Genomic DNA, 23,830 nt, shown 5'->3' with positions numbered 1-23,830 from the left:
TCGCCATGCCCGTTTCCACCCCCCTGCGCGACGTGATCGGCCTCGACAGCCGGCCGCCCCGCCTCGCCGGGACCACCCTCGTCCTGATCGACTTCCAGAACACCTACCGCACCGGCGTGATGGCCCTCGAAGGCGCCGAAGAGGCCCTCGCGGCCGGAGCCCGGCTGCTGACCGCCGCCCGCGCCGCGGGCATCGCGGTCGTCCACGTGGCCGACGCGGGCTACGACACCGACTCCGAACTCGGCGCGATCAGCCCCGAAGTCGCCCCCGCCGAAGGCGAACCGGTCGTCCTCAAGAGCGTCCCCGACGCCTTCCACGGAACGGACCTGGAGAAGATCCTCCGCGAACTGGGGGCCGGTCAGGACCTGGTGCTGGCCGGGTTCATGACCCACATGTGCGTCGCCTTCACCGCCCAGGGCGCCTTCAACCGCGGCTACCGCCCCACCGTCGTCGCCGAGGCCACCGCCACCCGGTCCCTGGCCGCCCCCGACGGCACCGCCCTGCCCGCCGCCACCCTCCAGACCGCGGCCCTGGTCACCATCGGCGACGTGTTCGGCGTCGTCGTGCCCACCGTCGAGGACCTCATCGGCCGGCCGCACGCCCCTGTCCCGGCGGGGTGAGCTCCGTGCTCAGCCAGCCCAGCGCGTCCGGGTACATCCCGCTCCAGGTCTGGAAGTTGTGCCCGCCCGCCGGACGGACGAGGGTCTTGACGCGGACCCCGCTGCCCGCCGCGGCCCTGGCGAAGTCCGCCAGCTGCCGCGGCGGGCTGTCCTTGTCCTGGGCGGAGGTGGCCAGGAACAGGCCGACGTCCGCCTTCTTCGCGTGCTCGACCAGCCACATCGGACTGTTGCGCTCGCGCAGCGCCGGGTCGGACAGCACCTCCGGGTCCCCCGTCAGCGGATCCGGGTCCAGGGCCGCTCCCGCCCGGAAGGCCTTCGGGTACTGGAGCGGCAGCTTGGCCGCGCAGAACGCCCCGGTCGAGACGCCCATCAGGCCCCAGCCGCCCGGGGCGGGCAGCGTACGGAACCTCCGCGCGACCAGCTCGGGCACGTCCTTCGCCAGCCAGTCGGCGATCCTGCGGTCCGGGGTGTTGCTGCAGTCCGTGTTCACCCCGCCCGGGTAGATCTCCGGGATCACCAGGATGAACGGGTGCGCCACGCCCAGGTCCACCAGTTCGTTCAGCGCGCCCGGCATCCTCCCGAGGTCGATCCAGGTGCGGGGCGTGCCCGGGTACCCGTGCAGCAGCATCAGCACCGGGAAACGGGTGCGGTCCGCGCCCGGCGCGTCGTACTGCGGCGGAGTCCACACGGTGACCTGCCCGGCCAGCTTCGAGTGCGAGCCCCGGAAGTAGGTGGTCCGCGTGCCCTCGCCGCCCGGCGTGAACCTGGCCAGGGCGGCCGGCGGGCCGGTCATCGAACCGGGATCCTGCCCGGCGCCGGTGCCCAGCAGGTCGTCCCAGGAGGAGTAGAGCCCGTAGCTGCCGTTGATCCAGGTGGCCACCACGCAGATGGCGGTCAGCTGGCACAGCCCGATCATCACCAGCCGGGCGGGCCAGCGCACCCATCCCGGTCCGGGGATCCGGTTCCACAGGAGCAGTGCGGCGAGCACGGCCAGGACCGTCAGGCCGACCAGCGCGACGAGGAACGGGGTGCTGGTCAGCTCCACGGCCCGGGCCCCCCGCCGCCGTAGGAGGTGCGCAGGGCGCCGACGTCCACCTCCACCGCGTGCCACCCGGTCGCCCCGTCGGGCACGGTCCCCGTGCGCACCCCCGTCTGGACGGCGCCCGTGCCGTCCGTCGCCCGGACCTCCAGGGTGTGCCGGCCCGGCGTCGCCTCCCACGGCCACACCCACTGGCGCCAGGTGTCGATGCCGTCCGCCGCCCCGAGCCGCGCCTCCTGCCAGGCGCCGCCGTCCACCCGCACCTCCACCCGCTGGATCCCGCGGTGCTGCGCCCACGCGACCCCGCCCACCGCCACCCGGCCGGCGTCGAGCCGGGAGCCCGGCCGCGGGGTGTCGATCCGGGACTGCGTCTTGACCGGGGCCTGCTGCGCCCAGGACCGGCGCACCCAGTAGGCGTCGTACGCGGCGAAGGTGGTCAGCCGCAGCTCGGTCAGCCACTTGCAGGCCGAGACGTATCCGTACAGCCCCGGTACGACCATCCGCACCGGGAACCCGTGGGCGAACGGCAGCGGCCGGCCGTTCATCCCGACGGCCAGCAGCGCCGCCCGGCCGTCCATCACCGCTTCGACGGGGGTGCCGATGGTCATGCCGTCCACCGAGCGGGCCACCAGCTGGTCCGCCGGGCCGCCCTGGGACGGCGGCCGTACGCCCGCCTCGCGGAGCAGGTCGCCCAGGCGGACGCCGAGCCAGCGGGCGTTGCCCGCGTACGGCCCCCCGACCTCGTTGGAGACGCAGCAGAGGGTGATGTCGTGCTCGACGACCGGGCGGGCCAGCAGCTCCTGCAGCCCGAGCGTGAGGGGCCGGGTGACCCCGTCGCCGTGGATGGTCAGACGCCAGTCGTCCGCGTCCACGCGCGGTACGACCAGGGCGGTGTCCACGCGGTAGAAGTCCGGGTTGGGCGTGATGAAGGGGGAGATCCCGGGGACGTGCAGGTCCGCACCGGCCGGGACCGGCGGCGCCGGCACCGTGGGCCGGGGCAGGACGAAGTCGGCCCGGGAGGCCGTCGCCCCCGACGAGCCGTACGCGCCCAGCCGCCGGCCGGCGTATCCGACCCCGGCCGAGAGCACCACGACCGCCGCGGCGATCCGGCCGAATCCGCGCCGGTCCAGCGCCCAGGTCCCGGCGGGCGGTGTCCCGGCCGGCCGGGGCCGGGTCGCCGCGGTCACCAGCAGGTACAGCACGGCGGCCGAGGCCAGTGCACCCACCAGCGAGGGCAGCGCGTCCTTCCAGGAGGACTCCGGACGGCTGAGGGCGGCCACGGCACCCAGCACGCCGATACCGCCGGCGACCGCGATCCCGGCGGGCAGGCTCCGCAGGGCGAGCATCCCCGTCCCGGCCGCCACCGCCACCAGGACCACGACGATGCCGATGCCCAGCACGGCCTTGTCGGCGGTGCCGAACAGCCGGATCGCCCACTCCCGCAGACCCACGGGCGTGAGGTCGACCAGTGCTCCGCCGACGGCGGTGACCGGGGCGGCCTCGGGCCGGACCGCCGCCGCGGCCAGCTCGGCCGCGGCCAGCCCCGCGACGGCCGCCACCACGCCCGTGACGGCCCCGAGCAGGGGCTGCCGGCCCGGTCTAGGGCCCGTCGCCGGGCGGTTCGTTCCGTTCATCCGGTCCATCCGGTGTCGTCGCCTCCCGAAGGGCTTCCGAAGCCTGCTGCCAGGTGCCCGCCTCCCGGCGCTTGCGCAGCTCCACCACCCCGTGGGGCCACGGGCAGTGGCCTAATCGGCCGGGGGCGGGCGGCTCCGGAGCCGCCGGCTGCTGTGCGGTCTCGGTCATGCTCCTGATGATTTCCGGGGCCGTCCCGGGCGGCGGAGAGCCGGCCCTCCTGTACCCCGGACGGGTAGCGGGATTCCCCCGGGAGAGTGGTCAGTTCGATACCGGTGCGGCCGCCGCCGCGGGCAGTGCCGCGGCGATCCCGGCCGCCAGCCGGTACGGGTCCCCGCTCGGCCGGGCCGGGTGCCGGGTGGTGCGCCGGGCCCACTCCTCCTCGTACGCGTGCCAGTCGATCTCCCGGGGCGCGGCCCCGCGCACCAGCGCCTCCTCCAGAGAGCCGAAGTAGAGCTTCCACCGCCCGGCGTACAACTCCGAGACGAGACCGTTCCATTCGCGGTTCGCGTAGTCGTGGAGGAATCCGCCCTCGCTCGTCCCGCGCAGGCCCCACACGCTGAGGATCGAGCGCGCGTCGTACTCGTACCGGTCGCGCTCGGCCTCGTCGGCGCCCCAGGACCGGGCCTTGCCGAGCCAGTCGCCGAGCAGGAAGTTCGGATCGGAGCCGATGACCGCGTCCAGCTTCCGCTCGCCGTCCGCCCACTGGGCGGTCAGCTCGCGGAACCGGGCCAGGTCCTTGGCCTCGTAGGCCGCCTTGATCTTCGGCAGCAGCACCCGCGAGTGGTTGGCGAGGGCCTGCCGGGCCGTGTCCACCAGGTCGTACCGGTAGGCGCTGGAGCCGCGCAGCGCCGGATCCACCCTGAGCAGGTGGTCCAGGGCCCTGCGGACCGAATCGGCCGGATAGCGCATCGACTTGGGACTCCAGTACGCCGCCCCCGCAGCGCTCAGCGACGGCCGGGCCGTGAACAGGCTGTCCTGCGACTCCGACCACAGGCCGGACGAGGTGCTGTACGGGCCCTTGCGCAGCTCCTCCCAGGCCGCGGCCGCCTCCGCGTCGGGCCGGCCGTAGCGCCGGGCCGCGAACCCGGCGAACCAGCGGCGCTGGTCGACCGGCCCCGGCTCCCAGGCCAGGTCGGTGAAGAGGTCGAAGGCCGCCGGGTTGGTGCCGGTGGCCTCGGGCAGGTAGGCGATCCCGGCGAGCGCACTGCCGCCCTTCGCCCGCCAGGCGGTGAACCGGTCGATCCACACGGAGGTGTTGGCGCCGATCGTGGTGTGCCCGCCGAAGTTGTAGATGGAGCCCATCGCGTACGGCACGCCGCCCCAGCGGGTCTCGCGGTCCAGCCGGTTGTACCGGTCGGACAGCCCGTCCAGGATCAGCAGCTTTGAGGTGTCCACCCCGGCGAGCAGCTCCGCGGTCGGGTCGTCCTGCCACCCCAGCACCGCCCACAGGGCGCCCGGATGGGCGGCGTGCAGGGCCCGCTGGATGGCACCCGCCGCCGCCTTCACGTCCACGTCCCCGGTCCGGCCGCCCTCGTGGAGGGGGCTCATCCGGTACATCGTGCTGTCCCCGAAGACCGCGCGCTGCGCCGAGTAGTACGCGGCCGCCAGCTTCCCGAAGGCGGGCGAGGACGGGTCCAGCCAGTCGGGGCGGTCGAAGCCCGCCCAGTCGCCCTGCGCCACCGTGACCGCGCCCGGGTTGCGGGCCGCGAACTCCGGCGGGACGGTGCCGAAGTAGCCGGGCAGCACCGGGGTCATGCCGAGCGACCGGAGCTGCTCGGCGAGCCGGCCGCCCAGCTCGGCGCGCTCCCGCAGCAGGTGGTCGGAGACCGGCCCGCCGAAACCGCTGAGGTTCTGCAGCAGCCACCAGCTCTGGTGGCCGGGCCCGGGGATCCAGCGGCGCAGCTCCTCGGCGGAGTAGCCGAATTCCTGGAGCGCCCGGTAGTACGCGTACTCCGCACCGACCTGCACGAACACCTCGTTGACCCCGTGCAGGGCGAGCAGGTCGATCTGCCGCCGGTGCTCCTCGAAGGTGCGGTAGGGGCCCGAGTACCCGTCGTCGGTGTCGTTGAGCGCGTACCGGTGCGGCACCAGCGCGCTGCGGGTGACCGGCGCGGGGACGGCCGGCAGCTCGGCGGGCAGCATGCCGATGCTGTCGCCGGGCCAGCCGATGTCGGCCCCCGCGACGTGCTGGAGGTACCAGCCGACCCCGGTGAGCAGGGCGGCTCCGGTGCGGCCCCGCACCGTGACGGCGCCCGCGGTGCCGGAGACCGTGAAGGTGTCGGCCGCCGCGCCCGCGTCGGCCACGAGCGTGAACTGCGCGGCGTGGCGCGGCAGCAGCCGCTCCAGGGAGGCCCGCGCGGCCGCGGCGGCGTCGACGGCCCGCGCCCCCGGCTCCCCTGGCCGCGCGTCCGCCCGTACGGCGTCCTGTACGCCGGCACGTACCGGGGCGCCCGGCCCCGGAGCGGTGGCCCCGGGCGCGGGGGCCGCGCAGAGCAGGGCCAGCAGCGCGGCCGGGAGGGCGGCGAGGGCGACCGGCCGGGGGCCGGGCAGGCGGCGGCGCCCGCTTCGGGGCATGGGGTTCCTCATCTCGGATCGGGTCAGACCGGCAGGGACCAGGCCTGGTCGACCCGGTGGTCGCCGCAGGGGGAAAGGCGCAGCCGCTCGGCCGGGGCGTCCGGCGTCGCCGCCGGGGCCGGGGCCGTCAGGCACATCCCGCTCGCCTCGTCCACGAGGGTCCCGTCGCGGCGGTGCGTCCAGCTCTGGCCGGTCGGCTGCTGGGCCTGCGGGGGAGCGCAGTCGACCAGCTCCACCAGGCCGCCCGCGCCCGCGGACAGGCATTCGTCGGCGAGCCGCACGTTCCCGTCCTCGCCGAGGAACCACCGCTGGTCGGGGGCTCCGGTGCAGGAGGCCAGCACGACCGCGCCGACGCCCGTGGTGTTCGCCCCGTCGGCGCACTTGGCGCCGTCACCGACGATCTGCCCGGTGGGGACGGCCTCGGCGCAGTGGTCGTGCGGGGTGAGCCGCCACACCGCGGTGTCGTGTCCGGCCAGCTTCCCGGTCAACGTGTCGGAGACCTCGCGGCGTTCGCCGCTCCACAGGTCCTGCGCGTCGGCCGAACACGCGGGCAGCCCGATCTCGTCGAGCGGCACGCTGATGTTCCGGGTGGCCGCCGAGCGGTTGAGGACGGCAACCGCCCGGTCGCCGTTCGCGAGGGGCCGGACCAGGATCTCGAAGGTGGAGTTGGAGGAGACCACGGCGCCCTGACGGCCCATCGGGTCCTGGTCCAGCGCGATCATCCGGGTGTTGCCCAGGGCGGCGAGGCCCTCGGGAGTCAGCCGGGAGACGTCTGAGGACAGGATGAACGGGGCCGCCATCATGGCCCACAGCGCGACCTGGCTGCGGCTCTCGGCCGCGGTGAGGCCGGGGGCGCCGGCGATCAGGAAGTCGGGGTCGTTCCAGTTGCCGGGGCCCGCGTACCGTCCCAGCCAGCGGTTGTAGCCGTAGTTGCCCATCACCGAGCTCCACCGGGAGGTGGCGGGCGCGGCCGCGTTGTAGACCTTGATGTCCCGGCCCTCGCGCCACAGCTGGCCGGTCTCGCCGACCCAGCCGAGCACCTTGTGCCAGTCGGACCCGCCCCATTCGCCCTGCTGGAAGTAGGCGGGTGCGGAGGCGGAGAGGACCATGTCCCGGCCGCTGGCGCGCAGGGCCTTGGCGACCGCGTTGTAGGCGTCCCGGTAGGCCTGCTCCTTGGTCCTGCCCTCCGGCACCCAGAGGTTGCAGCCGTCCATCTTCACGTAGTCGACGTTCCAGGAGGCGAACTGCCGGGCGTCCTGGGCGTAATGGTCCGCGCCGCCGCCCGCGGGGGCACCGCTGCCCGGGTACTTCTCGCAGGTCAGAGAGCCGGCGTCCTGGTAGATGCCGAACTTCAGGCCCTTGGCGTGCAGGTGTTCGCCGAGCCAGGCCATGCCGTGCGGGAACTTCTGCGCGTCGACGACCAGGGCGCCGTTCGCATCACGGCTCTTGGTCATCCAGCAGTCGTCGACGGTCACCGTGTCGTAGCCCTTGGCGGCGAGCCCGGAGGTCACCAGTGCCTCGGCGTTCGCGACGACCCTGGCCTCGTCGATGTCGCACATGTAGTGCGCCCAGTTGTTCCAGCCCATGGGAGGGGTGAGCGCGAGCGGGGTGTCCGAGGTCGCGTTCGGCTCGGCCACCGCGGCCGACGAGGGGGCGGGCGGGAGCGCGAGGGCGAACAGGGCGGCCGCGGTCAGACAGGGGAGCGTCGCACGCAGGCGAGGCGGCACGGAGTCTCCTTGACGTGGGGGCAGTCGTGCGCCCAGTGCAGCGAGGCGACTACCCGCTGTCAACGCAAGTCGCTGATTGCGGCCCGATGACCAGCAATATGGCCGTAAACGCTGTCACACGAAGGAGGTGGCGCAGGCAGGTTTCGCCGCCCTGGAGCGGCGCGGGATGCAGCGGCTGGTACGGCTGCTGATGCACCGGCCGATACCGGCTGATACATCGGCTGATACGGCGTACGATACGCTGTATCTCATGCCGAGAAGATCAGCCGCCCTGGACCGCGCGACACCCGAGGCCATCGCCGTCGCCGCCCTGCGGATCATCGACGAACAAGGGCCGGAACACCTCAGCTTCCGCGCCCTCGCCGAGCAGCTCGAGGTCTCCCACGCCACCGTCCAGCGCCGCTGCACCGACCTGGCCGGACTCCTCGACCTCTGCACCGAGCACCTCGCCGGGCAGATCCCGGAGGTACCCGCCGGCACGGACTGGGCCGCGGCCGCAGAGCAGCGCTTCGGCGCGCTCTACCGGCTGCTCGTCGCCCACCCCGGGCTCCTCGTGCTGCGCGGCGGCCGCCCCTGGCTCGGCCGCCGGCTGCTGGCCCGGCTCGTCGAACCGGCGCTCGCCGACAGCGTGGCCGCAGGGATGGGCCCCGCCGAGGCGATGACCGTCTACCGCCGCATGTACCTGCTCACCCTCGGCAGCGCCGCCTTCGTGGACCACCGCGACCCGGCCGCCGCCACCGCCGCCTCGCGGGCCGCCCTGGCCGCGCTCGACCCGGCCGAATTCCCGGTGCTCACGGGCTCGGTGGCCGACGTACTGCCCCCGCTCACCGACCACGAGGTGTACTACGGCGCCCTGCGCCAGCTGATCGAAGCCGCCCGGCCCGACCGGCCCACCGTCTGATGGGGAGACCGACCATGGAACCGACGCAGCAGCTCGACTACGCCGCCGTACGCGCCGCCACGGGCCGCATCGCGGACGCGATCCGGCCCGTCGCGGTGGCCCCCGCCGCCGACGGGGTCTGGTACGCGCTGGAGTACCTCCAGCACACCGGATCCTTCAAGGCCCGCGGCGCCCGCAACTTCCTCGCCGCGCACGCCGCGGCCGGCACCCTCCCGGCCGCGGGCGTCACCATCGCCTCCGGCGGCAACGCCGGCCTCGCCTGCGCCTGGGCGGCCCGCGCGCAGGGCGTGCCCGCGACCGTGTTCCTGCCGGGCAACGCCCCGCGGGTGAAGGTGGACCGGCTGCGCGGGTACGGGGCGGACGTACGGCTCGTCGGCGACCGGTACGCCGAGGCCCTCGCCGCCTGCCAGGAGTTCGCGGCCGTCAGCGGGTCGCTGAGCAGCCACGCCTACGACAACCCGCTGATCGCGGCCGGCGCGGGGACCCTGCTCGACGAGATCCGGGCCGCCGTGCCCGGGCTGGACACCGTGGTCGTCGCGGTCGGCGGCGGCGGGCTGTTCGCCGGGGTGGCCACCGCCGCCCGCGAGCACGGCGTACGGGTGCTCGCGGCCGAGCCGGAGAACTGCCGCGCCCTGAACGCGGCGCTGGAGGCGGGCCGCCCCGTGGACGTGGCCGTGGACTCCGTCGCCGCGGACTCCCTCGGGGCGACCCGGGTCTCGGCCGCCGCGCTGGATGTCGCGCGCGGGGAGCACGTACGGTCCCTGCTCGTCCCCGACACGGCCATCACCGAAGCCCGGCGCGCCCTGTGGGAGGAGCACCGGATCGTGGTCGAGGCCGGCGCGGCCACCGCCCTCGCGGCCCTGCGCACCAGCGCCGAACCGCCCGGGAAGCAGGTCGCCGTCATCCTCTGCGGCGCCAACACGGACCCCGGCGACCTGGTGATGTCCGGGGCCTCCCCGGAGTGACTAGGCCACGAGCCGGAGCTGCGCGAGGGGCATGGCGATGCGGGCGGCCGCGCGGGCGGGGAGCCGGGCGGCCTCCACGTCGATCCAGGCCAGTACGAGGCTCTGCTCGGTGCGCTCGCACAGCGAGAGGTGGAACAGCAGGTGCCGCCAGGCGCGGGCGGTACGCTTCGCCGTCGCCGCGGGAGCCGTCGCCTCGGTGAAGGCGGCCCTGGCCAGGGCCGCCCAGCCGGGGCCGGGGGCGATGCCCGCCTCGCGGACCAGGGTGGCGAGGTTGCACGTGGTGAGGATGCGGGCCTGTTCCATGACGGCCTGATCCGTGGTCAGGGCCGGGCGCGGCCGCCAGTGCGAGGGCTGCGGCACGAGCACGGGACGGCCGGCGCGCTCGGCGCACAGGCGGCCGAAGCCCTCCCGGTCGTCCGCCTCGGCCGTGTCCCGCAGCGCGGCGAAGTCGACGCCGTAGTAGCGCTCGTACACGGTGCCGCGCAGCAGCTCGGCCGCGTGCCGGGCCGCGTCCAGCAGGCGTGGCGAGGCCGCCCCGCTGAAGTCGTTCGCGAAGGGTTCCGTGAGGAGCGGCGTGGGCAGCTCCGCCCGGTCCGCGACCCCGGACAGCGTGTACACGAGGAGGACGGGCAGTCCCGTTCCGGGGAAGGCCGCCAGCGAGGTCTCGGTCAGCCAGGTGAGGGCGGCGCGGGCCCGTGCCGCCGGCCCGTCCCGGTGCCACCGCTCGACCGCACGGACCCAGGGCAGTTCGGACGCCGGCGCGTGGTACGCGTGGCTCCAGTGGCTCCTGTACCGGGAGCGCGACGCCCGGTGCACGGCCCCGATCAGGGTGCGCAGCGGGGCGTCGGCGTAGCCCCGGGCGTCGTACGTCGCGATCAGCCGGGGCGCCAGCTCGGCCAGCACCTCGGCGGAGGGGATCGTCCCGCGTTCCAGCAGGACCTCGACGGGTGCGTCGAGGACCCCCGCGGCGATCTCCCGTACCGAGGGCGGGATCACCGTCCCGGCCGGCAGGCCGCTCTCCCGGGACTCCTCGGCGGTCACCGGGCCGACGAGCGCCGCGACCGCGTCCTCCGGCAGCCCCCGGTCCACGGGGTGCGCGGAGAGCCGGCGGCGCACCAGCGCGGCCAGTTCGTGGTGCCCCGGCCGCTCGAGGTACGGCGGGCGCGCCTTCTCCCGCTTCGCGGTCATCGAGTCGACGGCGTGCCGCAGCAGCCCGGCCGCCCGGGGCGAGGGCGCCCGCCCCGCGACGGCCTCTTCCAGCGCGCCGCGCAGGACCGCGGCGTTCGACTTGGGGTCCAGGTGCCCGGTGCAGCGGGTGTGCGCGGCCGCGAGGGACCGGTACCGCTCCAGCAGTAGGGCACCGTCGGCGGTCCACTGCGGGCCGTGGGCGTCCTCGCGCCGCCAGTGGGCGAGCAGCTCGTCCTCGTACGGCCGCCACACGGTCAGCGCCTCGCGCTGCGCCTCGACGGCCGCGTCGGGCCCCCGGCGCTCCAGCAGGGCGGCGGCCTCGCCGACGGTACGGCGGTGCACGAGCTCCGGCCCGGGGGAGGGGAGCCCCGCGGGCCGAGGGGCGAACCGCACCTCGTGGGCGTGGGGCCGCAGCTCCTCGACGAGTCCGGCCGCAGCGTCGGCCTCCCCGGCACGCAGCAGCCAGGCCACGACGAGCAGCGCGGCCTCCTCGGGCGCGCGCACCTCGTAGCGCCCGCTGTCCAGCAACGAGCGCAGCCGCGCGAGGCCTTCGTCCGTGAGGCAGTGGGCGAAGACCTCGGCGGGGGGCAGGTCCACGAGGGGATCGGTGGTGTCCATGGCCGGCGTGGCAGGTTCTGCCCCTGCGCCCTCCGACTGTGCAGGTCGGTGCTCTGGCTGCTGAGCTACACGCCGTCCCGTGATCCTAATGCCGCGATGCCGCTCCGGCCGGTGTGATCCTCGGCATTCGCGGGCACGGTCCGACCGCGGCTGTGTAACGTCACGACGGGGACAGGGCACGGGGGCCGGGGAGGTCGCGATGGCATTACGCGTGGTGTTCGTGCACGGTATCGGCGGCCCCCGCGAGCCCGCCGGGGAACTCGGCCGGTGGTCCGAGGCCCTGGCCGCCGGAATGCACGCTGCCGGCCACGCCGACCAGGCGGCGCGCCTGACGGCGGGGAGTTCGGTCGGCAAGGCATTCGCCTACTACGGGGACCTCTTCGCCGCGCCCCGGGCCCAGGGCGAAGGGGTGTGGAGTCCCGGCGAGGAAGAGGCCGCCGTCCTGGCCCGGCTGCTCGACGACGTCGTGGAGTCACTGGTCGCGGAGAACGCAGAGGAGACCGATCCTGGGCGCAGGCGCGCCGAGCGGCAGGTCCTGGACCATGCCCGGGCCCTGACGGAGCGCCGGACCCAGTCGCAGGGCAGCGGCGAAATCCTGCGCAAGGCCCTGGACGTCGCCACCACGCTGCTGGAACTGCGGCCGTGGCGCTCCGTCGGGACGTGGGTGGCTCCCAAGCTGATGGTGCGCGAACTGGCCCAAGTGGCCCGCTACCTCTCCCGCGGAGAACAGGGGGCGGCGGGCGGGAGCCTGGACGAACGGATCAGAGCCAGGGTGCTCGAAGCACTCGGGGACGGCCCGAGCGTGGTCGTCGCCCACTCCCTCGGAACGGTCGTGGCCATGGAAGCGCTCCACGAGTACGCGGGTGACGTGCCCCTGTTCGTCACGCTCGGCTCGCCGCTCTCGATGCGCGCGGCCGTCTGGCCCCGGCTGCGGCCCCGCCCGCCGGCCGCGCCGGCCTGCGTGCGGAGCTGGCTGAACTTCTGGGACCGCGACGACCTGATCGCCGTACGGCCCCGGCTGGAACGGGACGTGGCGCCCAACGCGAGGGGAGTGGTCCCGCTCAGCAGCCGTGTGGACTCCGACGGCATCTGGGTCCATCCGGTGCTGAAGTACCTCGCCCAGCCGGGGGTCGCGGGGCCCGTCGCCGCGGTCCTGCGCGCCGATGCGGCGGCGGCCCCGTGACGGCCGGTCCGAACCCCCGCAGACACGCGCTGGTCATCGCTCCGCAGTGCCGGTCGATGCCCCGGCTGGAATCCCTGGAACCGGCCGCGCTCGACCTCGACAAGGTGCTCAGGGACGGCGCGCTGGGCGGCTGCGCCGCGGGCCTGCCCGGCGGGGAGTCGCTGTTCGCCGGGGAGGGCCTGACCAGCGGCCAGATCCTGGACCTGGTGGAGCGGGCGGTCGAGCACGCCGCCGACCACAATGCGGTGCTCGTCCTGGCCGTGCTCGGACACGGGTTCGCGGTCGGCAGCACCGGCACCCTCCGCCTCATGGCGGACGACTCGGAAGAGGAGGTGCGCCGCAAAGCCCTGGACGTGAGTGCGCTGCTCGCCATGGCGGCCGACCACCACGGCGTGGGCGGACTGATCGGCATCATCGACACCTGCCATGCGGCCGGAGCGATACCGGCCGCGTCCGAGATCACCAGGGGCAGCCGCAACGGCCGTACCCGGCTGTCGCTGCTCATGGCGTCCTCCAGCAGCCAGCTCGCCTACGACCTGACCCTGTCCCGCGAACTCACCTCACTGCTGCGCCGCGGCGTCCCCGTCGACGAAGAGGCCCTGTCGGTGACCCGCGTCGCCCAGGAGCTACGCAGGTACGTGAAGGGCCAGGACGTCACCTTCGCGCACCACGACGGCGACCCCCTGGCCGACGAACCGCTCTGGCTCGCCCGCAACGCCCGCCACCGCGGCTCCTCGCCGGGTGTCCTCAGCGGGCCGCTGGCCGCCGAGGAACTCGCCGCCGCGCTGGGCGGACTGCGTCCGCCGGTGGCCGTTCCGAGAGTGCGCGACACGGCGGCCGTACGTGCTCTGGTACGCCACTTGGAAGACCTCGGGGCGGACCGGTCGGACGGTGCCTGGGAACGGGCATGGGAAGCGGCCGACCATCTGCACGTGGCGGTCCGCACGGTGGAGTTCCTGCGGGAGTGGATCGGCTCGGAACTGACGACCCCGCGGATCCGCCGCGCGCTCTGCTCCCTGCTCGCGAGCGAGCGGCGGTCGTCCCGCGGCACCCCGGCGTCGTGCGGCACGGACGTGGAAGTCCTCGACTACCTCGCCTTCGACCACCCCGTCGCGCACGACGACTGCCGGCCGTGGGTCACCCGGTTCGTCCTGGTCCTCGCCCGCGCGGCGGGCCGCAGTGACCAGGATCCCGCACTGGTCCGGTGGGCGGAGGAGATCAAGGCCCGCCAGGAACTCAACGACGCCGTCGAGTACGCCCGGAGCAGGCACGACGGGCAGCGGCTGTCCCTGGTCGCGAGCCTCCACGCGTCGGTCGCGGGCGACTGGCCGCAGACACTGGAGACGTGGATGCTCCTGGACGGGGAGGTGTCCGGGCGCAACACCTTCAGCTGCCTTCCGCCGGCGGCGACCGGGTGTCCCGCGGACCGCGAGAGCGTGGAGGAGGCCCTCGAGGGTGCCGTGCTGTGGGCCCGTTCCGAGGCGGAGAAGCTGGAACTGCCCCTGACCCGGATCCACGTGGCGGTCCCCAGTGCCCTGCTCGCCACCTGGCGTCCCGAGGAATCCGGATCCGCCCTGCTGCTCGGAGTCCACCACGACGTCGTCATGCACTGGAGCGAACGCCTGGCGCCGTCCCTTCTGCTGAGGCTCACCGAGGCGGCGGTCAGCGCCCGCTGGACGGCGATCGAGCAGCACACCGCGGCGTCGGCACCGCTGGACTGGCTGTCGGAACAGGAGACCGCCGACCCCCGGGCCCTGGGCGCCCGCCTGGCCCGGGGCCAACTCAGGACGGGAGGCATGGGCCTGGTCCGCCGCCCGGCCGCCGACAAGGGGGGCCTCCTGGACCTGCTGCTCGCCTACACGCCGGTACTGGTCTGGCCGCAAAGCGCCACCGGATTCGGGCCCTCACTCCACGGTCAGCTCGACGACCACTGGCGCACCCTGCCCGACAGCCTCCTCGACAGCTACCGGTGCGAATGGAGCGGCGCCCCGGGCCAGGACATCGCCGTGCTCCGACTGGTCTGGGACGACCGGGACTGGCTGGCCTTTTGCAACCGGCTCAGGACATCGGACACCGGAACGGAGCCGGTATGAGCGGCGAGGGTCGCCGGTACGGTGCCGACCGCTGGATTCGCGATGCCTTGAGGCCCTTCCGGGACCAGTGGTACGACAGCGACCTGCGCAGATTCCACGCCCAGGTGCTCGTCGACAGGTCGCCGACCATGGCCGTGTGGCGCAAGGACATCGACATCCTCACCCGGGCTCTGAACGATCTCAGGGCGTTCCGCGTCCGGACCGGCGACCTGCCGGGGATCGGGGACGGGGAAGCCTGGTCCCCGCCCGGCCCCGTCCCCCCGTCCGAGGACCGGATGCTGATCCTCGTGTCGGACTGCGCCTCCCCGCAGTGGCGCAGACCGGTCTGGTGGCAGGAGCTGTACCCGCAGCTCCACCGCTCGTCCGCCGCGCTGATCAATCCGCTGCCACCGAAACTCTGGCGCCGCGTCGGCCTCGACCTGCCGGCCGTGCGCGTCGGACCACCCCGGAGCCGGTCGGCGGGCAACGCCGACCTTCCCTTCCGGCCGCCGCCGCTCCTCGACACCCTGCCCGGCGGTGGACCGGAGGCACCCTCCTGGCTCCCGCTGCCGGTGCTCACCCTGACCGGCCCCGCCCTGCGGCAATGGGCCGGGACGCTGACGTCACGGTCGTCCTACGAGGGGTGCGACGCACTGCTGGTGCCCGGTCCCGCCGCGTGGAGCCCGCCCCGGCCGCCCGGACCACCGCCCACAGCAGCCTCCCTGGCCGATTCGTACCTGCTGCTCGCATCGCCCCGGGCGGCCAGACTGGCCGTCCTGTGCGCGGCGTACGGACAACTCGACCTGGCGCAGCTCAGAGCGATGTCGTGGAGTTTCGAACCGGCCGCCACCCCGGCCGACCTCGCCGAGATCCTCGTCAGCGGACTCTTCGCCGTGGCCGGCGACGAGCCGACCACGCTGCGCTTCCGCAGCGGTGTCCGTGAGCACCTCCGGTCATCCCTCGGGGTGCGGGACGTGCGGCTGCTGCGCGAGCGCCTGCCGCACTACGCGGAGCGTCTGGCCGAGGGCAGGCGAACCGTCCGGCCCGCGCCCGGCCCGGCGGTGCCGCCGTCGGCTCCCCCCGCGGTGAAGCCGGTCGCGGCGCCCCCGCGCGTGGACAAGGGCCCCGGGCGCGTCCTCAGCGGGCGGGGGGAGCCCTATTTCTTCCTCAGCTACGCGCACACACCCAGGTTCGGGCCGGGGGGACCGGACCCGGACATGTGGGTGGAACGACTCTTCCGCGATCTCTGCGGTCATGTCATGGCGATGACGGATCTGCCCGCCGGCTATCCGGTCGGGTTCATGGACCGGGAGATGCGCAGCGGTGAGGGCTGGTCGGAACGGCACGCCGCGGCGCTCGGCGGCTGCCGGACCTTCGTCCCCCTGCTCTCGCCGCGCTACTTCGCCAGCGAGACGTGCGGGAAGGAGTGGTACGCCTTCGCCGACCGTGAGGTGCAGCACAGTGCGGTGACCGACCAGCCGGTGCAGGCCATCGTGCCCGCGTTGTGGGTGCCGGTGCCGCCGTACCAACTTCCGCTGCCCGTAGAACGGTTGCAGTTCGACCACAACGCCTTCGGCGGACGATACGCAACCGACGGACTGTACGGGCTGATCAAACTGCGCAGCTACGCGGAACACTACGAACGGGCCGTCTACGAGCTCGCCCGGCGCATCGTCCGGGTCGGCGAGAACGCGGCCCCCGCCCCGGCCCGTCCCGTGGACCACCGGAGCGTCCCCAGTGCCTTCGGCCCCGCCGGGAGTCCCGCCGCAGGCCCCTCCCGCACCCTCCAGGTCACGGTGGCGGCCGCTTCCCGGCGGGACCTGCCGAAGGGGCGCAGCCCCGAGTACTACGGGGACACCGCACTGGACTGGAACCCGTACCACCCGGTCTCCCGGCGGCCCATCGGGTACGTCGCCGAGGACCTGGCCAGAAACCTCAACTACCAGGTGGAGCTGCGGTCGTTCGACGACGAGATCGTCTTCCTCGACGCCAAACGGCCGCCGGACCGGCCGGAGATCCTCATCGTCGACCGGTGGGCGATGGAGGACGAACACCGGCGAAGGCGCCTGGCGGCCTTCGACCTGGAGAACCGTCCGTGGGTCAAGGTCGTGGTGCCGTGGAACCGGTACGACCACCAGAACCGGGCTAGGGAGGGCGAGCTGGTCCGGCGGATGGAAGAGAGTCTGCCGGTCCTGATGGGACAGGGCCGCGTCGCCTGCCGGGCGGCCGCGCAGGGGGTGGCCACCATGGAGAGCTTCGGCCAGGTGCTGCCGCAGGTCGTGGAGGCGGCAGCCCAGCAGTTCCTCAGGCACTCGAAGGTCCACCCGCACGCCGCCGGCACCTTTCCCGAGCGACCTCGGCTGGACGGCCCCATGGGCATGGGCGGGCTGCCCGACCCGCCGCTGCCGCCCTTCCCCGACGACGTGCGGGAGAATCCGGCCGACGACGACTGACCGACCACCCCTCCCCTGGAGCAGCCGTCATGCATGACGACCGCGGCATCATCGAACACCGCCTCCGCCGGGTCCTGGGCGAGCGCATCCGGCCCGCCGTCCATTCATCCCGCGTTCCGCTGACCGTCGAGCGCTGGGACGCCCCCGGCGAGCCCGTGCCCGTGGCCGAGGGGCTGGCGGCCGCGTACGGGCCCTGCGCGAGCGGCGACCCGTGGGGGCCGGCCTGGGGCACCACCTGGTTCAAGGTCACCGGCACCGTCCCCGCCGAGTGGGCCGGCCGCACCGTGGAGGCCGTGCTCGACCTCGGCTTCGACCGGATGATGCCCGGCTTCCAGTGCGAGGGCCTGGTCCACCGGGCCGACGGAAGCGAGGTCAAGGGGCTGAACCCCTTCAGCGACTGGGTGCGCGTCGCCGGTCGGGCGGCGGGCGGGGAGCGGATCGAGTGGTACGTGGAGGGCGCCTCCAACCCGGTCCTGGTCCAGCAGACGGCCACGTACGAGGGCGACCGGCGGACCAGCGGCGAGCAGCCGCTCTACCGGCTCGGACGGATGGACCTCGCCGTCTTCGAGACCGGTGTCTGGGAACTGGTCCAGGACCTCGAAGTGCTCTACGGCCTGATGACGGAGCTCGACACCAAGGACGCCCGGAGGTACGGGATCCTGCGCGCCATCGGCTCCGCGCTCGACGAGGTGGACCTCGCGGACGTGCCCGGCACGGCGGCCGCCGCCCGCGGCCGGCTCGCCGGAGTGCTCGCCGCACCGGCCGGCGCCTCCGCGCACCGGATCAGCGCGGTCGGCCACGCCCACATCGACTCCGCGTGGCTGTGGCCGCTGCGCGAGACGGTACGCAAGGTCGCCCGCACCTGCTCCAACGTGGTGGACCTGATGGACGAACACCCCGGGTTCGTCTTCGCCATGTCGCAGGCGCAGCAGCTCGACTGGCTCAAGACTCATCGGCCCGGGCTCTTCGAACGCGTCAAGAAGAGGATCGCGGAGGGCCGGTTCGTGCCGGTCGGCGGCATGTGGGTGGAGTCCGACACCAACATGGTCGGCGGCGAGGCCATGGTCCGCCAGTTCCTCTACGGCAAGAGGTTCTTCCTGGAGGAGTTCGGGATCGAGTCGCGCACCGTGTGGCTGCCGGACTCCTTCGGCTACACCGCCGCACTGCCGCAGATCGTCCGGCTCTCCGGCTCCCGGTGGTTCCTGACGCAGAAGATCTCCTGGTCCCAGGTGAACCGCTTCCCCCACCACACCTTCTGGTGGGAGGGCATCGACGGCACCCGGGTCTTCACGCACTTCCCGCCCGTCGACACGTACAACTCCGACCTCGGCCCGGCGCAGATGGCGCACGCCGCCCGCAACTACCGCGAGAAGGGACGGGGTTCGCGCTCGCTCGTGCCCTTCGGCTGGGGCGACGGCGGTGGCGGGCCCACCCGTGAGCACCTCGCGCGGGCCGAGCGGCAGCGGGACCTCGAAGGCTCCCCGCGGGTGGAGATCGAGCGGCCGGACGCCTTCTTCGAGAAGGCCCGCGCGGAGTACGGGGACGCGCCCGTCTGGGCCGGCGAGCTCTACCTGGAGCTGCACCGCGGCACGTACACCTCCCAGGCCAAGACCAAGCAGGGCAACCGGCGCAGCGAATCCCTCCTGCGCGAGGCCGAGTTGTGGTCGGCGACGGCCGCGACGCGCGTCCCGGGCTTCGCCTACCCCTACGAGGACCTGGAGCGGATCTGGAAGACGGTCCTGCTGCACCAGTTCCACGACATCCTGCCGGGCTCCTCCATCGCCTGGGTGCACCGCGAGGCCCGCGAGACGTACGAGAAGGTACGGGAGGAGCTCCAGGGCATCACCCTCGCCGCACAGCAGGCGCTCGCGGGGGAGGGCGCGGAGGAACTGGTCTTCAACTGCGCCCCGCACACCCGGCGCGGGATTCCGGCCGGCGGTGCGGGCCGCCCGGCGGACGGGGCCCGGCAGCCCGTCACGGCCGGGGAACGGCCCGGCGGCGGGCACGTCCTGGCGAACGGGCGGCTGCTCGTGGAGATCGACGGCCGCGGCCTGATCGTCTCGGCGTACGACCTCGAAGCGGGCCGGGAATCGCTCGCCCCGGGCGCCGCGGCCAACCTGCTCCAGATCCACCCCGACTTCCCGAACATGTGGGACGCGTGGGACATCGACGAGTTCTACCGCAACAAGGTCACCGACCTCGTGGGCGTGGATTCCCTGGAGCTCGCGGACGCGGGCCCGGCCTCCGCGTCCGTGACGGTCACCCGCTCCTTCGGCTCCTCGTCGGTGGTGCAGACGGTCACCCTGCGGGCGGGTGCCAAGACGGTGGACATCGTCACGGACGTGGACTGGCACGAGACGGAGAAGTTCCTGAAGGCGGCCTTCCCACTGGACGTGAAGGCCGAACGCACCGCCTCCGAGACCCAGTTCGGGCACGTGTACCGGGCCACCCACACCAACACCTCGTGGGAGGCCGTCAAGTTCGAGATCTGCGCCCACCGCTGGATCCACGCGGAGGAGCCCGGCTGGGGCGTGGCGGTGCTCAACGACTCCACGTACGGCCACGACGTCACCCGCGACGTACGGGCCGACGGCGGCCAGACCACCACGATCCGCCTCTCCCTCCTCCGGGCCCCGCGCTACCCGGACCCGCAGACCGACCATGGCCGGCACACCCTGCGGTTCTCCCTCGCTCCGGGCGCCGGCATCGGCGACGCGGTCCGCGAGGGCCACGCGCTGAACCTGCCGGAGCGCCCGGTCCGGGGCGCGGGTGCGGTGGCCCCGCTGCTCTGCGTCGACAACGAAGCGGTCGTCGTCGAGTCGGTCAAACTCGCCGAGGACCGGTGCGGCGACGTCGTCGTCCGCCTCTACGAATCCCGGGGCGGCCGGGCCAGGGCCGTCCTCACGGCGGACTTCCCGGTCGCGGCGGCCATGGAGAGCGACCTGCTGGAACGCCCCTCGGAGGGCACGGCCGTGGGGACCGCGACCCCGGACGGTGCTGTCCCCCTCACCCTGCGACCGTTCCAGATCGTCACGGTCCGCCTCCGCCGCGCCTGACCCGCCGGCTACGCGTCGGGCTCCGCCGAGGCCGCCGTCCAGGCCTCGGGGCTGCGGTGGTGATGGCTGTGCCCGGCAGCGAGCACCCGCCGCAGGGCGGCCAGGTGCTCGGTGCCGGCCGGCAGCTCCAGCCGGTCCAGCAGGGCGAGTGCGGGCTCCGGTTCGAGGTTTCCGTAGACGTCGTGATAGCTCGTCAGCACGGCCCGGAAGACGGCCGGGTGCAACTCGGGCACCCGGGCCGCAGCCCCGTAGGTGGCGGCCTTGGCCTCCCACGGCACCGGGCCCGAACGCCCCAGGACCCGGCGCGCCCGGCGCAGCAGCGGCTCCGGGGCGCCGGGCAGCAGCCGGTCGCGGTCGTTGCCGAGGACCTCGGCGAAGGCCTCCGCGGCGGTGTGCCAGACCTCGAACCAGTCGAACCAGAGCGAGTCGGTGATCGCCGGGTACTCCCGGACGGCTTCGAGCCTGCGGCGGTAGCCGCCCCAGAGCAGCTCCGGCGGCAGCGGTCCCTCGGGCCCGAGGTGGGCCGAGTGGACCTGCGAGGTCACCAGGAAGTGCCCGCCGAGCAGATCCATCAGCCCGAGGGCCACCCGGAGCCTGCCCGCCAGGTCGAGTCCTTCGTCGGTGAAGGCCATGGAACCCAGCCCGTTGCACACGTCCTCGCGGGTGAGGGTCCCGGCGGGCGGCTCCGCGTCGTACCAGGCGTCCGGCCCGGTCTGGGTGATGCCGTCCTCGGCGAGCCAGCGCCGGGCGATCTCGCCGTCCGGTACCTCGGCCAGGAAGGCGGTGACCGCCCCGGTGAACTCCCCGGGGGCGGCGGCGTGCACCAGGTGCCCGACCGGGATCGTGGTGAGCCGGGCGTCCGGGATCCGGCGGACCAGCTCGGCGATGGCGTCCTGCGGGACGTGGCTGTCCGGGCCGCCCGCCACCACCAGGGTGGGGGCCGTGATCCGGGACAGGCCCTCCAGCCAGGACGGGTCGGGGCGGTCCAGCTGCGGCCGGACCGCGAGCACCATCGCCCAGTCGAAGTCGAGCTCGCCAGCGGGCCGGACCGGAGCCACCGGCTCGCGGGGGAGCGGCGGCGGGGCGTCCTCCAGCACCAGCCGCACCACCCGCCACGGGCTGTGCTGCGCGACCAGGTGCGCGACCACGCCGCCCATCGAGTGGCCGACCAGGTCCACGCGGTCCAGGCCGACGGCGTCCAGGAAGCCGAGCACGTCGTCGCGCATCAGCTCCAGCGAGTACGCGGGGGTGCGCCCGCTGCGGCCGTGGCCCCGCAGATCGAGCGCGTACACCCGGCGGTCCCGCGCGAGTTCGTCCCGTACGAGGGCCCAGTCGTCCGCGGTCTCGCCCAGGGCCGGCAGCAGGAGCAGCGGATCGCCGCCGGCCGGGCCGGCCACCTGGTACGCCAGCCGGACGCCGTTCACGCTCAGGGAGCGGTGCTCTGTCATCCGCCAGACAGTACGCGCAGCCGCACCGCACCCGTCGTGACCGGCTCGCCCAGGGCTCCCGGATCCTGGCCGGGGTGCGCGACGCGGCGCTGGCCGGTGCCGCGTCGGATCTGCTCTTCGTCGTCGCGGCGGTACTGGCCGTCGTCCTCGTCCGCCGGCTCTCGGCGATGCAGGAGGCGTGAACTCCGCCACAGCAGGGGTCCGCCCTCCCGGGGAATCCGGGGGAGGCGGGCCGTCGCGGTTTTGCACTTAGTTGCAAAACAGGGCGCCCCTCGCTAGAACAGGTTCATCACCCCCGCGCGAGGAGGCGCCCCTCATGAGTTCCCAGAGCCGGTACCCGCACCTGCTGAGCCCCCTGGACCTCGGTTTCACCACCCTGCCGAACCGCGTGATCATGGGGTCCATGCACACCGGCCTCGAAGAGCACGAGGGCGGCTTCGAGCGCCTCGCGGCCTTCTACGCCGAGCGCGCCCGCGGCGGGGCCGGGCTCATCGTCACCGGCGGCATCGCGCCCAACGACGCGGGCCGGCCCTTCGAGGGCGGCTCCCGGCTCACCACCGAGGACGAAGCCGCCGAGCACCGGGTGATCACGGACGCCGTGCACGCCGAGGGCGGCCGGATCGCCATGCAGATCCTCCACTTCGGGCGCTACGCCTACCACAAGGACCTGGTCGCGCCGAGCGCCCTCCAGGCCCCCATCAGCCCCTTCGTCCCGAACGAGCTCACCGACGCCGAGGTCGAGCAGACGGTGGAGGACTTCGTCCGGGCCGCCCGCCTCGCCAAGCTCGCCGGGTACGACGGCGTCGAGATCATGGGCTCCGAGGGCTACCTGATCAACGAGTTCATCGCCGGCGCGACCAACCGGCGCACCGACCGCTGGGGCGGCGCCTACGAGAACCGCACGCGCTTCCCGCTGGAGATCGTCCGCCGCACCCGCGCGGCCGTCGGCGAGGACTTCATCCTCATCTACCGCCTCTCCATGCTCGACCTGATCCCCGGCGGCTCCACCCTCGAAGAGGTCGTCCGCCTCGCCAAGGAGATCGAGGCCGCCGGCGCCACCATCATCAATACCGGCATCGGCTGGCACGAGGCCCGCATCCCCACCATCGCCACCTCCGTCCCGCGCGGCGCCTACACCTGGGTCACCAAGCGGCTGATGGGCGCGGTGTCCGTCCCCCTCGTCACCAGCAACCGCATCAACACCCCCGAGATCGCCGAGGAACTCCTCGCCGACGGGCGCGCCGACCTGGTGTCGCTGGCCCGGCCCTTCCTGGCCGACGCCGACTTCGTGGCCAAGGCCGCCGCCGGGCGTTCCGAGACCATCAACACCTGCATCGGCTGCAACCAGGCCTGCCTCGACCACACCTTCAGCGGCAAGATCACCAGCTGCCTGGTCAACCCGCGCGCCTGCCACGAGACCGAACTCGTGCTCTCCCCGACGAAGCTGAAGAAGCGCGTCGCCGTCGTCGGCGCCGGCCCGGCCGGTCTCGCCTGCGCCGTCTCCGCCGCCGGCCGCGGCCACGCCGTCACCCTCTTCGAGGCCTCCGGCCACATCGGCGGCCAGCTCGACATCGCCCGCCGGGTCCCGGGCAAGGAGGAGTTCGAGGAGACCATCCGCTACTTCGGCACCCAGCTCGCCGAGAGCGGCGTCGAGGTCCGGCTGAACACCCGCGCCGACGTCGAGACCCTCCAGGGCTACGACGAGGTCGTCGTCGCCACCGGAGTCACCCCCCGCACCCCCGCGATCGAGGGCGTGGACCACCCCAAGGTCGTCAGCTACCTCGACGTGCTCCGCGACGGCGCCCCCGTCGGCGAGCGCGTGGCCGTCGTCGGCGCCGGCGGCATCGGCTTCGACGTGGCCGAGTTCCTCACCGACAGCGGCGAGGGCGCCTCCCAGGACCCCGAGGTCTACTTCCGCCACTGGGGCGTGGACACCTCCTACGCCGGGCCCGGCGGGCTCGCCAAGGCCGAGCGTCCCGCGCCGCCGCGCCAGGTCCACCTGCTCCAGCGCAAGACCACCAAGGTCGGCGCCGGACTCGGCACCACCACCGGGTGGATCCACCGTGCCGAGATGAAGCACCGCGGCGTCGTCTCCGTCGCCGGAGCCGCGTACGACCGCATCGACGACGAGGGCCTGCACATCACCGTCGGCGAGGAGCAGCACCTCGTACCCGCCGACACGGTGGTCCTGTGCACCGGGCAGGAGCCGCGCCGCGACCTGTACGAGGCGCTGCGCGCGGCCGGCGTCGAGGCGCACCTGATCGGCGGCGCCGACGTGGCCGCCGAACTCGACGCCAAGCGGGCCATCCGCCAGGGCACGGAACTGGCCGCCACGCTCTGACCCGGCAATG

At 74.0% G+C, this 23,830-nt stretch carries 15 protein-coding genes and 1 tRNA gene; 8 read left to right on the top strand and 8 right to left on the bottom strand.

Features of this window, described 5'->3' with window-relative positions; genetic code table 11:
- Nucleotides 1-5 precede the first annotated feature (5 nt).
- Nucleotides 6-620 (top strand): isochorismatase family protein, encoded by a 615-nt coding sequence (locus ACIGFK_RS01235; RefSeq protein ID WP_386463460.1) that lies wholly within the window; start codon nt 6-8, stop codon nt 618-620.
- Here the strand turns inward: ACIGFK_RS01235 and ACIGFK_RS01230 are convergent.
- The 5 genes from ACIGFK_RS01230 to ACIGFK_RS01210 form a co-directional block, all read right to left on the bottom strand.
- A complete protein-coding gene (locus ACIGFK_RS01230; RefSeq protein ID WP_376657635.1) occupies nt 583-1,665 on the bottom strand; it encodes an alpha/beta hydrolase in 1,083 nt (360 codons plus the stop codon). The genes ACIGFK_RS01235 and ACIGFK_RS01230 overlap by 38 nt on opposite strands.
- The gene (locus ACIGFK_RS01225) at nt 1,656-3,293 is read right to left on the bottom strand and encodes a molybdopterin-dependent oxidoreductase (protein WP_376657634.1); all 1,638 of its coding nucleotides are present in this window, start codon (nt 3,291-3,293) and stop codon (nt 1,656-1,658) included. Before ACIGFK_RS01225 ends, ACIGFK_RS01230 begins: the two co-directional genes overlap by 10 nt.
- Nucleotides 3,259-3,462, bottom strand: coding sequence for a hypothetical protein (locus tag ACIGFK_RS01220; protein WP_376657633.1), 204 nt, complete (start codon nt 3,460-3,462; stop codon nt 3,259-3,261). Before ACIGFK_RS01220 ends, ACIGFK_RS01225 begins: the two co-directional genes overlap by 35 nt.
- Before the next feature lie 90 nt (nt 3,463-3,552).
- The gene (locus ACIGFK_RS01215; protein WP_400050099.1) at nt 3,553-5,868 is read right to left on the bottom strand and encodes an alpha-N-acetylglucosaminidase; all 2,316 of its coding nucleotides are present in this window, start codon (nt 5,866-5,868) and stop codon (nt 3,553-3,555) included.
- Nucleotides 5,869-5,891: 23 nt separating this feature from the next.
- Nucleotides 5,892-7,595 (bottom strand): ricin-type beta-trefoil lectin domain protein, encoded by a 1,704-nt coding sequence (locus tag ACIGFK_RS01210; protein ID WP_400050098.1) that lies wholly within the window; start codon nt 7,593-7,595, stop codon nt 5,892-5,894.
- 250 nt (nt 7,596-7,845) lie between these two features.
- Here ACIGFK_RS01210 and ACIGFK_RS01205 point away from each other — a divergent pair, with 250 nt between their 5' ends.
- Complete coding sequence (locus ACIGFK_RS01205; RefSeq protein WP_376657630.1) at nt 7,846-8,496, top strand: TetR/AcrR family transcriptional regulator; 651 nt, start codon at nt 7,846-7,848, stop codon at nt 8,494-8,496.
- Nucleotides 8,497-8,510: 14 nt separating this feature from the next.
- Nucleotides 8,511-9,461: a serine/threonine dehydratase gene (locus ACIGFK_RS01200; RefSeq protein WP_400050097.1), complete on the top strand. Its 951-nt coding sequence runs from the start codon at nt 8,511-8,513 to the stop codon at nt 9,459-9,461.
- Here the strand turns inward: ACIGFK_RS01200 and ACIGFK_RS01195 are convergent, their stop codons facing one another.
- Nucleotides 9,462-11,267 (bottom strand): hypothetical protein, encoded by a 1,806-nt coding sequence (locus ACIGFK_RS01195; RefSeq protein ID WP_400050096.1) that lies wholly within the window; start codon nt 11,265-11,267, stop codon nt 9,462-9,464. It lies immediately after the preceding gene.
- Nucleotides 11,267-11,342: transfer RNA gene (locus tag ACIGFK_RS01190), tRNA-Cys, on the bottom strand. The genes ACIGFK_RS01195 and ACIGFK_RS01190 overlap by 1 nt, the downstream gene beginning before the upstream one ends.
- A 124-nt stretch (nt 11,343-11,466) precedes the next feature.
- Here ACIGFK_RS01190 and ACIGFK_RS01185 point away from each other — a divergent pair.
- The 4 genes from ACIGFK_RS01185 to ACIGFK_RS01170 are packed head-to-tail and all read left to right on the top strand — an operon-like array spanning nt 11,467 to nt 20,031.
- Nucleotides 11,467-12,450: a hypothetical protein gene (locus ACIGFK_RS01185; RefSeq protein WP_376657627.1), complete on the top strand. Its 984-nt coding sequence runs from the start codon at nt 11,467-11,469 to the stop codon at nt 12,448-12,450.
- Complete coding sequence (locus ACIGFK_RS01180) at nt 12,447-14,543, top strand: hypothetical protein (protein ID WP_400050095.1); 2,097 nt, start codon at nt 12,447-12,449, stop codon at nt 14,541-14,543. The genes ACIGFK_RS01185 and ACIGFK_RS01180 overlap by 4 nt, the downstream gene beginning before the upstream one ends.
- Nucleotides 14,540-16,975: a TIR-like protein FxsC gene (locus ACIGFK_RS01175; protein WP_400050094.1), complete on the top strand. Its 2,436-nt coding sequence runs from the start codon at nt 14,540-14,542 to the stop codon at nt 16,973-16,975. Before ACIGFK_RS01180 ends, ACIGFK_RS01175 begins: the two co-directional genes overlap by 4 nt.
- A gap of 29 nt (nt 16,976-17,004) precedes the next feature.
- Nucleotides 17,005-20,031, top strand: a complete 3,027-nt coding sequence (locus tag ACIGFK_RS01170) for an alpha-mannosidase (RefSeq protein WP_400050093.1) — start codon at nt 17,005-17,007, stop codon at nt 20,029-20,031.
- An 8-nt stretch (nt 20,032-20,039) separates the two neighbouring features.
- Here ACIGFK_RS01170 and ACIGFK_RS01165 read toward each other — a convergent pair whose 3' ends face one another.
- A complete protein-coding gene (locus ACIGFK_RS01165) occupies nt 20,040-21,479 on the bottom strand; it encodes an alpha/beta fold hydrolase (protein WP_376657623.1) in 1,440 nt (479 codons plus the stop codon).
- Nucleotides 21,480-21,795: 316 nt separating this feature from the next.
- On the opposite strand from ACIGFK_RS01165, the gene ACIGFK_RS01160 reads away from it, so the two are divergent.
- Nucleotides 21,796-23,820: an FAD-dependent oxidoreductase gene (locus ACIGFK_RS01160; RefSeq protein WP_376657622.1), complete on the top strand. Its 2,025-nt coding sequence runs from the start codon at nt 21,796-21,798 to the stop codon at nt 23,818-23,820.
- Nucleotides 23,821-23,830: the final 10 nt, after the last annotated feature.

Origin of the sequence: Streptomyces sp. NPDC085524, from assembly GCF_044541755.1 — a bacterium.
Lineage (GTDB): Bacteria > Actinomycetota > Actinomycetes > Streptomycetales > Streptomycetaceae > Streptomyces.
The sequence above is the reverse complement of the archived record's forward strand: the minus strand, read 5'-3'. Positions and strand labels throughout refer to the sequence as shown.